Raw genomic sequence first — 11,801 nt, forward strand, 5'->3', positions numbered from 1 at the left:
ACCAGTTCGTGGCGAGAAACGGGGACCCGCATGGCGACCAACTATCATGCCAGCAAGGGAGCGGTATCGCGCGGCGCGCGCATGCTGCGCACCGCCCTCGGCCCGGCGATCGCAGGCTTCCTTGACGATCCAGCCATTGTCGAGGTGATGCTCAATCCCGACGGTCGCCTGTGGGTTGACCGTCTCAGCGAAGGACTCGCTGCAAGCAATGAAATACTGATCGCGGCCAACGGCGAACGGATCGTCAGGCTGGTCGCGCACCATGTCGGTGCGGAGGTGCATTCGGGCTCGCCGCGCGTTTCGGCCGAACTGCCCGGGACCGGCGAACGGTTCGAGGGTCTGTTGCCGCCTGTTGTCACGGCGCCAACCTTCGCCATCCGCAAGCCGGCAGTCGCGGTGTTCACGCTTCAAGACTATGTCGCCGCCGGCATCATGACCGAAGCCCAGGCTGGCGTCCTGCAGCTTGCCGTGAAGACACGGAAGAACGTGCTGGTGGCCGGCGGCACGTCGACGGGCAAGACCACGCTCGTGAACGCGTTGCTGGCGGAGGTCGCTAAAACCGCCGACCGCGTCGTGCTGATCGAGGATACGCGAGAGCTGCAGTGTGCTGCGCCCAATCTTGTGGCGCTGCGCACCAAGGACGGTGTCGCCTCGCTTTCCGATCTGGTGAAGTCGTCGTTACGCCTTCGGCCCGATCGCATTCCGATCGGCGAGGTACGCGGTGCGGAAGCGCTCGATCTGTTGAAGGCCTGGGGCACTGGCCATCCCGGCGGCATCGGCACCATCCACGCCAATTCTGCCATTGGCGCACTGCGGCGACTGGAGCAGCTCGTGCAGGAGGTGGTCATTACGGTTCCGCGCGCGCTGATTGGCGAAACCATAGATCTCATCGCAGTTCTCGCTGGCCGCGGCTCAGCGCGCCGGCTCGTCGAGATCGCCCTGGTCGACGGGCTCGATCCGGCCACCGGCGACTACCGCACCCTGGAAGCAAATTTCGAGACCACAACGACCGTGAATCGCCACTCTCCCTATGGAGCTTCAGAATGACCCAGATCCGCTTCAATTCATCGGCTATCCGCAAACTTGCCGTGGAGCTGTCGTATGCGGCGACCGCCGCGATCATTACGATTGCGCCCGCCCATGCTGCCGGTTCCTCGATGCCCTGGGAGGAGCCGCTTCAGCAAGTCCTTGAGTCAATCGAGGGGCCAGTCGCCAAGATCGTGGCGGTGATCATCATCATCATCACCGGTTTGTCGCTCGCCTTCGGCGACACGTCAGGCGGATTTCGCCGGCTGATCCAGATCGTCTTCGGGCTGTCGATCGCTTTCGCGGCAAGTTCGTTCTTTCTGTCCTTTTTCTCCTTCGGTGGCGGAGCTCTGATCTGATGGATGAGGAGATCCGTGGCTTCTTCGCGCCGGTGCATCGCGCGCTCACCGAACCGATCCTGCTCGGCGGCGCGCCGCGTGCGGTCGCCATCGCAAACGGCACGCTGGCCGGCGCGATCGGATTGGGGCTTCGCTTGTGGATCGCGGGGCTCATCATCTGGGCGGTCGGACATCTCGTGGCCGTCTGGGCGGCAAAGCGCGATGCGCAATTCGTCGATGTGGTTCGCCGCCACCTGCGCTATCCCACGCATTTCGGATGTTGAGGTTTCGCCATGATGAACCTCGCGGAATACCGAAAGAAGAGTGCCAGCCTCGTCGATTATCTGCCGTGGGCTGCCCTGGTAGCGCCGGGCGTGGTGCTCAACAAGGACGGCAGTTTTCAACGGACGGCGCGTTTTCGCGGGCCGGATCTGGACTCCGCGACGCCGGCGGAGCTCGTCGGCACGACCGCGCGGCTCAACGGCGCGCTGCGTCGGCTCGGCTCCGGCTGGGCACTTTTTGTCGAAGCCCAGCGCAATCCTGCCAGCGGCTACCCAGACAGCCGGTTCCCGGATTGCGCATCCGCACTTCTCGACATCGAGCGTCGCGAACAGTTCGTAGACTCCGGTGTGCTGTTTGAAAGCAGCTACTTCCTCACCTTCGTGTGGCTGCCTCCGGCCGAGGAAGCGTCGCGCATGGAGAGTTGGCTCTACGAAGGCCGGGAAAAGACCGGCGTCGATCCTTGGGAGCTCCTGAAGATTTTTGTCGACCGCACCGACCGCGTGCTCAACCTCATCGAGGGCTTCGTTCCCGAAGCTGACTGGCTCGATGACGGAGAGACGCTGAGTTACTTACACTCAACCATTTCGACCAAGCGGCATCGCGTTCGCGTGCCAGAAACGCCGATGCATCTCGATGCTCTGCTTGTCGATCAGCCGTTGGCCGGCGGGTTAGAGCCGAGGCTTGGCGATGCGCATCTGCGCACACTCACCATCACCGGGTTTCCGACGATGACCTTCCCGGGGATTCTCGACGATCTTAATCGCCTTGCCTTCCCCTACCGCTGGTCGACGCGGGCGATCATGCTGGACAAGACCGACGCGACCAAGTTGGTGAGGAAGATACGCCGTCAGTGGTTCGCGAAGCGGAAATCCGTCGCCGCGATCCTCAAAGAGGTGATGACCAACGAGGCATCCGTTCTCGTCGACACGGACGCCGCCAACAAGGCGGCCGATGCGGACGCGGCGCTCCAGGACCTGGGCTCTGACCAGATCGGCGAAGCCTATGTCACCGCCACCGTTTCGGTCTGGGATGCCGATCCGTCGATCGCCGACGAAAAGCTGCGTCTGGTCGAAAAGATCATTCAGGGCAGGGACTTCACCTGTATCGCCGAAGGCGTCAACGCTATCGAAGCTTGGCTGGGCGGTATTCCTGGCCATGTCTATGCCAATATTCGCCAGCCGCCGCTTTCCACGCTCAACCTCGCGCACACGATTCCGCTCTCCGCGGTCTGGGCAGGTCCGATCGAGAACGAGCATCTTGGAGCGCCGCCGCTGTTCTTCGCCAGAACGGAGGGCGCCACACCGTTCCGGTTCAGCCTGCATGTCGGCGACGTCGGCCACACCCTCGTCATCGGCCCGACGGGCGCTGGCAAGTCGGTCCTGTTGGCGATGATCGCGCTTCAGTTCCGGCGCTACGAAAACAGCCAGGTCTTTGCCTTTGATTTCGGCGGCTCAATCCGCGCGGCCATACTCGCCATGAATGGTGACTGGCACAATCTCGGAAGCGATACCGCAAGCGGGCAAGGGTCTGACGATCCGTTGCCCTTGCTCACTTTGACCGATCTGTCGGACGACGTTGACACCGTGTCGCTGCAGCCGCTTGCCCGCATCCATCATACGCCGGAGCGGGCCTGGGCGGCCGACTGGCTTTTCGACATTCTACTGCGCGAAGGCGTGCCCATCACGCCGCAGGTCAAGGAACATCTGTGGTCGGCGCTGACGTCGCTGGCTTCTGCGCCCGTCCACGAACGGACGCTGACTGGCCTGTCCGTATTGCTGCAATCTTCGCCGCTGAAGCAGGCGCTCCTTCCCTACTGCATCGGTGGCCCTTATGGCGGCCTGCTCGATGCCGAGCACGAGCGGCTGGGCGAGGCTTCGGTCCAGGCGTTCGAAACCGAAGGCCTGATCGGCACAGGTGCAGCGCCCGCCGTGCTCGCCTATCTGTTCCACCGCATCGAGCAGAGGATGGACGGCCGGCCGACACTGCTGCTCATCGACGAGGGCTGGCTGGCGCTCGACGATGGCGGTTTCGCCGACCAGCTGCGCGAATGGCTGAAGACGCTGAGAAAGAAGAACGCCAGCGTGGTCTTCGCCACGCAGTCGCTTTCGGACATCGCCGGATCGCCAATCGCGCCGGCAATCGTCGAAAGCTGCCAGACGCGGCTGTTCTTGCCGAACGAGCGCGCTATCGAGCCGCAGATCGCCGAGATCTATCGACGCTTTGGTCTCAACGATCGTCAGATCGAGATCATCGCCCGGGCGATACCGAAGCGCGACTATTACTGTCAAAGCCGCCGCGGCAACCGTCTGTTCGAACTGGGACTCGGTCCGATCGCGCTGGCGCTCTGCGCCACATCGTCCAAATCAGACCAGGCCGCGATCGACCGGACAATCGCCGAGGCCGGCCGAGAGCATTTCCTCGAGGCCTGGCTAGCGGAGCGCGGTCTCTCCTGGGCGGCCGACCTCATCCCAGGTCTCACCAACGTGATCGACCGATCCACAAAGGAGCTTCCCTCATGAATTCCGTTCTTGCAGGTCGCCGTATCCGTCGCATGGCGGCAGCCGGCGCAATCGTCGTCGCGACGGCGCTATCATCGGCACCAGCATCGGCACTGATCGTGTTCGACCCAAAGAACTACGCCGAGAACCTGCTTTCGGCATCGCGTGCGCTGGAGCAGATCCACAACCAGATCACCTCGCTGCAAAACGAAGCGCAGATGCTGATCAACCAGGCGAAGAATCTCACTTCGCTGCCAACCTCGCTGCTTGGCCAGATCGAGGGCAATTTTTCCGAGATGAAGAGCTTGCTCGGCGAAGCCGAGAAGCTGGCCTATAGCGTCCAGGATATCGAGAGCCAGTTTGCCTCCACTTACACGAATTTCGGTTCGGATCTCTCCAGCCAGCAGCTTGTCGAGGGTGCGCGTCAGCGCTGGCAGACCTCGGTGTCTGCCTTCGAGCATTCGCTGAAGACCGGCGCCGTCGCAGTAGACAACATCGCAGAGACACAGGAGCAGACGAGTGCGCTGGTCAGCGCCAGCCAGTCGGCTGTCGGCGTGCTGCAGGCGACGCAAGCCGGCAACCAGCTCCTCGCCGTGCAAGCCAAGCAAGTTGCCGATCTCACTGCGATGCTGGCCGCACAAGGACGAGCCGAGGCTCTTGAGCAAGCGAGAAGGGCGGCCGCACAGGAGCAGGCGCGGGAACAGTTCAGCCGTTTCATGACGGGCAGCAGCTACAGTGCGTCATCCGTAAAAATGTTCCACGACTGAGGCGAAGACCGCATGGATCTCAAGATCGCCGCCCGGATAACAGCCGTTCTTGCCCTTGGCGCCGCCATGACCGCCGCCTCCATGGCGCTGCGCGGCGGCGGCTCGCAGGACGCGTCCTCCCCGCGCTCCGCATATTCGGGCGGCGAGCCGGCAAGCGTCGAGCTTGCCCGATGCCGGGACATCGGCATGGCGGCGATCGATGACGACGCCTGCAGGAAAGCCTGGGCGGAAGGCCGCCGACGCTTCCTGCGGCCATCCCGCCCGATCATGCCAAACGTGGCTCCGCCGACCGAAAAGGACCCGACCCGGCTGCCGCCGCTCCAACCGCCAACGCCGCCTTTCGCGGAAGACCGGCCCTATCCCGAAACGGTGGCGCCATGAACGACACCGGCGTCATCGACCGCTTCCTCGAGACTTTCACTCGCTACATCGATTCCGGCTTTGGTCTGCTCGGTGGGGAAGTTGCGTTTCTCACTTCGACCCTGATTGTGATCGACATCACACTGGCCGGCCTGTTCTGGGCATGGGGTGCTGATGAAGACGTGCTGCACCGACTGGTGAAGAAGACGCTCTATATCGGCTTCTTTGCCTTCATCATCGGCAACTTCAATAGTCTGGCCGGCATCGTCTTCGAGAGCTTTTCCGGGCTCGGCCTGAAGGCTGGAGGCTCGGCACTTTCAGGCTCGGCATTGCTGCAGCCGGGCCGCGTCGCACAAGTCGGCATCGATGCCGGCAATCCGATCCTCGAAGCCGCCAGCCAACTGATGGGCTACGTCTCGTTCTTCGAGAATTTCGTCCAGATCGCAGTGCTTATGATCGCCTGGGCGATCGTACTGATTGCGTTCTTTCTTCTGGCCGTCCAGATCTTTGTCACGCTGGTCGAATTCAAGCTGACGACGCTTGCCGGGTTTGTGCTGCTCCCCTTTGCGCTGTTCAACCGGACCGCCTTCCTTGCCGAAAAAGTGCTCGGCAACATCGTTGCCTCCGGCGTGAAAATCCTGGTGCTCGCCGTCATCGTCGGCATCGGCTCGGGCCTCTTCGGCGAGTTCACTCAAGGCTTTGGTGCCGAACAACCGACGATCACCGATGCGCTGTCGCTTGTTCTCGGCGCATTGTCGCTGATGGGCCTGTCGATCTTCGGTCCCGGCATCGCGACGGGGCTGGTTTCGGGTGCTCCGCAACTGGGCGCAGGTGCCGCTGTTGGCACGAGCCTCGCCGTTGGTGGCCTTGGCGTGGCCGGCGCTATGGGTGCCCGCGCCGGATCGAGCGGCGCAGCAGGCGGGCTCAGTGCAGGCGGGCGTATGTCGGCAGCAGCCGCACGCGGCGGCGCGCACCTGGCCGGCAGCACTTCGGCCGCCTGGGAACTTGGCGCAGCCACGTCTGGAAGAGGTGGTGCAGGCTCAGTCGCCGCCGGCATGGCGGGTGTCGCAAAGGCTGGTGCCAGCGCTGCCGTTCAACCCGTCAAGCAAGCAATGTCGCGCGCCGCTTCAGCCCTGTCCGATAGCTACGAGGCCGGCCGCTTGGCAGCTTGGGCTGCGACGAGTGGAGAACGATCGTCGGGATCGGCTTCCTCCGGTGACTGGTCGACCTCCGAAACCAGTTCCGACGCCCCGCCCGCATGGGCAAAACGCATGAAGCGCAACCAGGCCATGAGCCACGGCGCCAGTATCGCCGCCCATTCGGTCCACTCAAGTGATGATGGGGGCGGCTCGATGAATGTTTCCCTCGATCAGGACGATCGCCGATGACCCCCTTAAGACGCCCTTTTGTTCGTTACGCAAAAACGCCTCACCCCGAGACGCCATATCAGCGTGCAGCCCAGATTTGGGACGAGCGCATCGGCTCGGCTCGCGTCCAGGCGAAAAATTGGCGGCTGATGGCCTTCGGCTCTCTCGTCCTGGCCGGCGGTTTTGCATCCGCATTGGTCTGGCAGTCGACGCGCGGCTCAGTGGTTCCCTGGGTGGTGGAAGTCGACAAGTTCGGCGAAGCGCAGGTTGTCGCTCCGGCCGTTGCCGACTATCGGCCGACTGATCCGCAGATCGCCTGGCATCTGGCCCGCTTCATCGAAGAGGTCAGAAGCATTCCGGCCGACCCGGTCATCGTCCGCCAAAACTGGCTGCGCGCCTACGACTACACCACAGACCGGGGCGCCATTTCCCTCAATGATTATGCTCGCTTGAACGACCCTTTTGCCAAAGTGGGCAAACTCCAGATGGCCATCGAGGTTTCCAGCGTCATCCGTGCTTCGCCGGATTCCTTCCGCGTCGCCTGGATCGAGCGCCGCTACGAGAACGGCACCTTGGCCGGCACCGAGCGCTGGACCGCAATCCTCACAGTCGTGATCCAGCCAACCCGCGACGCCGACCGGCTGAAAGCCAATCCGCTCGGCGTCTACGTCAATGCCATCAACTGGTCGAAGGAGCTTTCATGATGTCTGCGGCACGAACATTGGCGAGACCGGCCATGCGCAATGGGCCCAGGGCGCGTATGTTTGCCCTGGCACTGCTGTCAGCAACGGCGCTCGCCGGCTGTGCTTCGAAAAAATACATTCCGCCGGAAATCGCCTACGACGATGCGGTGCCTGCGGTGCGCAGGGTCGAGCCGCCTGGTCCGGTCAAAGTGGTGGAAGTGCCGAAACCGCTTCCACTGCCTGGTCAGTTGAAACCAGTAGAGGCCACGAAGGTGAAGCCGGAGCCAGCCGATCCGAAGCAGCGGATCAGCCAGGCCAATGAGGCCGCACGCATGCAGCCGGTTCGCGGCGGTTTCGTCAATGCCATCCAGCTCTATCCCTGGAGTGAGGGCGCGCTCTACCAGATCTACGCCGCACCCGGCCAGGTCACCGACATCGCCTTGCAGCCCGGCGAGCAGCTTGTCGGCTCCGGGCCAGTCGCCGCAGGTGACACAGTGCGCTGGATCATCGGCGATACGCAAAGTGGGACAGGGGAGCGCCAGCAGGTCCATATTCTTGTGAAGCCGACACGGCCGGATCTGCAGACCAACCTCATCATAAACAGCGACCGCCGCACCTATCATCTCGAGCTCCGCTCGACCGAAAAGACCTACATGGCGTCGGTCTCCTGGCAATACCCGCAGGACCAGCTGATTGCGCTGCGGCGCCAGAACGCGCAGGCTTCCGCCGCAAAGCCGGTCGCGTCCGGCGTCGACATCCAGAAACTGAATTTCCGCTACCGCATCGAGGGCGATGCCGCACCCTGGCGGCCGCTTCGCGCCTTCGACGACGGTGCTAAGGTCTACATCGAGTTCCCGTCGGGCATAGGGCAGGGGGAAATGCCGCCGCTGTTCGTGATCGGCCCTTCGGGTGGTTCGGAACTGGTCAACTACCGCGCTCGCCAGAATTACTACGTCGTTGATCGGCTGTTTGCGGCCGCTGAATTGAGGCTCGGCGACAAGACGAGCGAAAAGCGCGTCCGCATCGTGCGGACGGACGCGAAACGGCGCCAGACTGGCGCGGGGCTGTTCCGATGAGCGACGCTGCAAATGCACCCAACCAGGACATTCGAGCCGAACTGCGCCTTCGGCCCGAACCGGCCAGGGTCACGCGACTGTCGCGCAAGGTGCTGATAGGCGTTGGTGGAGTTACCAGTGCTGCGATCCTCGGCACGTTGATTTGGGCGCTCGACACCAGACAGCGCGGAACCGAACAGCCGCCCGAGCTCTTCACCACCGAAAACCGCTCAACGGCCGACGGGCTACAGAAGCTGCCGAAGGACTATGCCGGTGTTCCGCAACTCGGCCCCGCGCTGCCTGGCGATTTGGGCCGGCCGATCTTGCGTGCGCAGGAGCGCGGCCAGCCGATTGGGGCGCCCAACGTCAGTGGACCGCGCGCAGATCCGGAGGAGCAGCGCCGCCTGGCCGAGATCGAGGCCGCACGCGTGGCAAAACTGTTCACCGACACCAGCGCGCGGGTGCATCCGGTAAGACAGGATGCAAACACGGTCGCGAACACTTTGTCCGGCCCGACACCGCCGATCGAGGAGCCACCGATCGATCCAGGCCCCGCTCAAAACATGCAGGACCGCAAGCTCGCTTTCGTCAATGCCGGACCGGATCGGCGCACCGTCAGCCCCGATCGGCTCGCCGAGAAGGCCTCGCCCTATATCGTGCAGGCTGGTACCGTCATTCCGGCAGCCCTCATCACCGGCATTCATTCCGACCTGCCCGGCGCCATCACCGCTCAGGTCACGGAAAATGTCTACGACAGCCCAACGGGCTCATACCTTCTGATCCCGCAGGGTGCACGACTGATCGGCCAGTACGACAGCCAGGTCGCGTTCGGTCAGTCGCGCCTGCTGCTGGTGTGGAACCGGCTGATCATGCCCGATGGCACATCGATCGTGCTGGAGCGGCAGCAGGGCGCTGACACGCAAGGGTTTTCTGGCCTTGAAGACGAGGTTGACCATCATTGGGGCCAGATGTTTCGGGCCGCCGCGCTCTCGACATTGCTGGGCATTGGGACATCGCTTGGGTCTAGCGACGACGAAAGCGAAATCGCCAAGGCCATCCGCGAAAGCGCGCAGGACTCGGCCTCCGATATTGGCCAGCAGATCGTGCGCAATCAGCTCAACGTGCAGCCGACGCTCACGGTGCGGCCCGGTTTTCCGGTTCGCGTGATCGTCAATCGCGACCTTGTTCTTGTGCCGTATGGTGCGCCGAAGGATCCGTCATGACCAAGCTGAAACGCTCCGCCATTCCCGATAATCGTCCGGTCAAGATCACGGTCGAACTGCCCGGCGCCGTTCATCGCGATCTCGTCGCCTATGCTGATTATCTGAACAGTCAACATGTCTTTGTCTCACACGCAGGAGGTGAACAATGCCAGATCTGAGGCTCGGTCGGCTGCCGAAGGTTGGTGTCGTCCGCATGACCATCATCCTGCCAGAGCCTCTCAAGGAGGAACTCGATCAGTATGCGGCCGAGCACAGCCGGCTCTATGAACCCGTGGACACCGCTGCCCTGATTCCGCACATGCTGGAAGCCTTCGTCAGTTCGGATCGCGGTTGGCGCAGCCGTAAGGCGAAGGCCGGCCGTGGCCGTCAACGAGGGGCGTCTCCAGCCAGCAGCACGACGCGAAGCGGTGCTGAAGGTGATGGCTCCGCCTGAAGCTGTCCTAATGGCTTTACCCCAAGCGGAATATCGGTTCCGGCCCTAAGCGGAAGCTCGCATGCTCCGGGCCAATTCACGGCCATGACCCAGAGCGGACATTTCGCGCGGAGGCCTTCTTCTCCAACAACTGTCGGAACCGAATCGCGACGAGGTCGGCGCATACCTAATGCAGGCACTGGAGTTGAGCCGGAGTCAGGGCGCGCGGGCATGGGAGCTGCGAACCGCAATTGATATGGCAACGTTGATGGCTGGGCGAGGGGAGATCGACGGCGCTCGCGAGCTCTTGCAATCGGTTGCGGAGGCATTTCGTAGAAGGCGCGAGTACGGAAGATTTGAAGGCTGCCGCGCGCCTGTTGGCGACGCTGAGCTAGCTACCGCCGATACGCGTTTACACTTTTGCAGACGGTCCGACGGCAGCTATTGGCGCACCCAAGGCAATGCAGGCTCAACTGTAAAATTGCCGGGAGAATTTAATCGAAGGACTGACTCGGGTGGAAACCGGAAGTTCGACGCGAACCCAACAGAGAGCTCGCCGGCTGTTCACGGCTGCTCTACGCGCTCAGTCCTCAGACAAGCCGGCCAGAGAACTATCCTTCCAGAAGCGACACGGGATCAAGGGACGTCGCCTGGCCGGACGTGACGCGCAGGAGAGGGCATCTTTGCAAACGCGACGATCACTCCGGCACGCCGGAGATGCCCAGCGCCTCGACGTAACGCTCGGCGAACACCTTGTCCCGCCACGGGTTGATCTGTCTCTGCAGGGTGAGCGTGTAGGTCGGGAACGCCTCCATCAGCCGCCGCGCCGCCGCCTGCGCTTCGTCCAGCCGGTTAAGTTTGAGCAGCGCCATGATCACCACCCGGTGCGAGGAGCCGTAGTTCGGCATCTCGCGCAGCGCGCGTTCTCCCCTTTCTGGGAAACATTCACTGTCTCAAGCGGCACGGGATTGCGGAAGGTTGACCTGGATGTTGGGTCCATTTCGACGGCCCTCGGCGTCCTCGGAATGCCAGGCCAGACAGCGTATACCGGAATGCTCAATATCGGCCGGCCGAAACAGGGCGAAACACTTGTGGTTGCAGCGGCCAGCGGGTTGGTCGGCTCATTGGTCGGCCAGATCGGGAAATTGCACGGCTGCCGGGTGGTTGGCGTTGCCGGCGGCGCTGAGAAATGCCGCTATGTCAGGGAAGAACTCGGCTTTGACGTCGCGCTGGACCATCATGCTGCCGACCTCGCGGAGCAGTTGCGCTCCGCCTGCCCGGACGGCATCGATATCTATTTCGAGAACGTTGGCGGGCATGTTTGGAATGCCGTGTTTCCGCTTCTCAATGATTTTGCCCGCATCCCCGTCTGTGGCTTGGTTGCCCATTACAGTGATGTAGGACCTCCGGCTGGTCCAGACCGTCTGGTTGCGTTCATGAGAGCAGTGCTGACGAAGCGATGGACGGTCCAAGGCTTTATCGTTTCTGATTTCGGCGCGCAGATCGACGACTTCCGCAGGGACGTTTCGGCTTGGCTCCAAGCGGGGAAGGTCAAATATCATGAGGACATTGTCGAGGGACTCGCGAACGCGCCGATGGCCTTCATCGGTCTTCTCAAGGGCCGCAATTTCGGCAAGCTGTTGGTCAGGGTTTCACAGTGAGTAGAAATCAGGGTTTCACAGTGAGTAGAAAAGCGTCTCCCAAACCTAGAGCGGCGGACTTTCATGTGAGTCCATACCCTGCGGCTGCGAAGTAATTTCTGCATTCTATTGGAGAGAAGAGATTGCAGA

Annotated in this window: 12 protein-coding genes and 2 pseudogenes; 13 read left to right on the plus strand and 1 reads right to left on the minus strand. The window is 62.6% G+C overall.

Annotated features, from left to right (window positions below; translation table 11 throughout):
* Positions 1-30: 30 nt before the first annotated feature.
* The 12 genes and pseudogenes from trbB (at position 31) to NKK47_RS11290 (ending at position 10,032) form a co-directional block, all read left to right on the plus strand.
* Positions 31-1,047 (plus strand): P-type conjugative transfer ATPase TrbB, encoded by a 1,017-nt coding sequence (trbB, locus tag NKK47_RS11235; protein WP_352576708.1) that lies wholly within the window; start codon positions 31-33, stop codon positions 1,045-1,047.
* The gene (locus tag NKK47_RS11240; protein WP_352457226.1) at positions 1,044-1,385 is read left to right on the plus strand and encodes a TrbC/VirB2 family type IV secretion system protein; all 342 of its coding nucleotides are present in this window, start codon (positions 1,044-1,046) and stop codon (positions 1,383-1,385) included. The genes trbB and NKK47_RS11240 overlap by 4 nt, the downstream gene beginning before the upstream one ends.
* Positions 1,385-1,648, plus strand: a complete 264-nt coding sequence (locus NKK47_RS11245; RefSeq protein ID WP_023679160.1) for a VirB3 family type IV secretion system protein — start codon at positions 1,385-1,387, stop codon at positions 1,646-1,648. Before NKK47_RS11240 ends, NKK47_RS11245 begins: the two co-directional genes overlap by 1 nt.
* Positions 1,649-1,657: 9 nt before the next feature.
* Entirely contained in the window at positions 1,658-4,165 is a 2,508-nt protein-coding gene (trbE, locus tag NKK47_RS11250; RefSeq protein WP_352576710.1) for a conjugal transfer protein TrbE, read from the plus strand.
* Entirely contained in the window at positions 4,162-4,911 is a 750-nt protein-coding gene (gene trbJ, locus NKK47_RS11255) for a P-type conjugative transfer protein TrbJ (RefSeq protein WP_502900265.1), read from the plus strand. The genes trbE and trbJ overlap by 4 nt, the downstream gene beginning before the upstream one ends.
* A 12-nt stretch (positions 4,912-4,923) precedes the next feature.
* Positions 4,924-5,292 carry a putative entry exclusion protein TrbK-alt gene (gene trbK-alt / locus NKK47_RS11260; RefSeq protein WP_352576712.1) on the plus strand — a complete coding sequence of 123 codons (369 nt, stop codon included), beginning with the start codon at positions 4,924-4,926 and terminating at the stop codon, positions 5,290-5,292.
* Positions 5,289-6,659 carry a P-type conjugative transfer protein TrbL gene (gene trbL, locus NKK47_RS11265; protein WP_352576714.1) on the plus strand — a complete coding sequence of 457 codons (1,371 nt, stop codon included), beginning with the start codon at positions 5,289-5,291 and terminating at the stop codon, positions 6,657-6,659. Before trbK-alt ends, trbL begins: the two co-directional genes overlap by 4 nt.
* Positions 6,656-7,342, plus strand: coding sequence for a conjugal transfer protein TrbF (gene trbF / locus NKK47_RS11270; protein ID WP_352576715.1), 687 nt, complete (start codon positions 6,656-6,658; stop codon positions 7,340-7,342). Before trbL ends, trbF begins: the two co-directional genes overlap by 4 nt.
* 32 nt (positions 7,343-7,374) lie before the next feature.
* The gene (gene trbG, locus NKK47_RS11275) at positions 7,375-8,397 is read left to right on the plus strand and encodes a P-type conjugative transfer protein TrbG (protein WP_352576717.1); all 1,023 of its coding nucleotides are present in this window, start codon (positions 7,375-7,377) and stop codon (positions 8,395-8,397) included.
* A complete protein-coding gene (locus NKK47_RS11280; protein ID WP_352576719.1) occupies positions 8,394-9,599 on the plus strand; it encodes a TraB/TrbI/VirB10 family type IV secretion system protein in 1,206 nt (401 codons plus the stop codon). Before trbG ends, NKK47_RS11280 begins: the two co-directional genes overlap by 4 nt.
* Positions 9,596-9,703: pseudogene (locus NKK47_RS11285) on the plus strand (DUF2274 domain-containing protein); the annotation flags it as partial. The gene NKK47_RS11280 and the pseudogene NKK47_RS11285, both read left to right, overlap by 4 nt.
* An 89-nt stretch (positions 9,704-9,792) precedes the next feature.
* Positions 9,793-10,032: a DUF2274 domain-containing protein gene (locus NKK47_RS11290; RefSeq protein ID WP_502897606.1), complete on the plus strand. Its 240-nt coding sequence runs from the start codon at positions 9,793-9,795 to the stop codon at positions 10,030-10,032.
* 677 nt (positions 10,033-10,709) lie between these two features.
* Here NKK47_RS11290 and NKK47_RS11295 read toward each other — a convergent pair.
* Positions 10,710-10,883 (minus strand): hypothetical protein, encoded by a 174-nt coding sequence (locus NKK47_RS11295; RefSeq protein ID WP_352576738.1) that lies wholly within the window; start codon positions 10,881-10,883, stop codon positions 10,710-10,712.
* A gap of 63 nt (positions 10,884-10,946) precedes the next feature.
* Here NKK47_RS11295 and NKK47_RS11300 point away from each other — a divergent pair.
* Positions 10,947-11,672, plus strand: a pseudogene (locus NKK47_RS11300) (NADP-dependent oxidoreductase); the annotation flags it as partial.
* Between the last annotated feature and the right edge of the window lie 129 nt (positions 11,673-11,801).

This window comes from Mesorhizobium sp. M0019 (assembly GCF_040323975.1).
Taxonomy (GTDB): Bacteria; Pseudomonadota; Alphaproteobacteria; order Rhizobiales; family Rhizobiaceae; genus Mesorhizobium.

Coding starts and splice junctions, on each gene's coding strand:
- trbF (WP_352576715.1), top strand. CDS start 6,656: ATGACCCCCTTAAGACGCCCTTTTGTTCGTTACGCAAAAACGCCTCAC.
- trbJ (WP_502900265.1), top strand. CDS start 4,162: ATGAATTCCGTTCTTGCAGGTCGCCGTATCCGTCGCATGGCGGCAGCC.
- trbK-alt (WP_352576712.1), top strand. CDS start 4,924: ATGGATCTCAAGATCGCCGCCCGGATAACAGCCGTTCTTGCCCTTGGC.
- NKK47_RS11290 (WP_502897606.1), top strand. CDS start 9,793: ATGACCATCATCCTGCCAGAGCCTCTCAAGGAGGAACTCGATCAGTAT.
- NKK47_RS11240 (WP_352457226.1), top strand. CDS start 1,044: ATGACCCAGATCCGCTTCAATTCATCGGCTATCCGCAAACTTGCCGTG.
- NKK47_RS11245 (WP_023679160.1), top strand. CDS start 1,385: ATGGATGAGGAGATCCGTGGCTTCTTCGCGCCGGTGCATCGCGCGCTC.
- trbB (WP_352576708.1), top strand. CDS start 31: ATGGCGACCAACTATCATGCCAGCAAGGGAGCGGTATCGCGCGGCGCG.
- trbL (WP_352576714.1), top strand. CDS start 5,289: ATGAACGACACCGGCGTCATCGACCGCTTCCTCGAGACTTTCACTCGC.
- NKK47_RS11295 (WP_352576738.1), bottom strand. CDS start 10,883: ATGGCGCTGCTCAAACTTAACCGGCTGGACGAAGCGCAGGCGGCGGCG.
- NKK47_RS11280 (WP_352576719.1), top strand. CDS start 8,394: ATGAGCGACGCTGCAAATGCACCCAACCAGGACATTCGAGCCGAACTG.
- trbG (WP_352576717.1), top strand. CDS start 7,375: ATGCGCAATGGGCCCAGGGCGCGTATGTTTGCCCTGGCACTGCTGTCA.
- trbE (WP_352576710.1), top strand. CDS start 1,658: ATGATGAACCTCGCGGAATACCGAAAGAAGAGTGCCAGCCTCGTCGAT.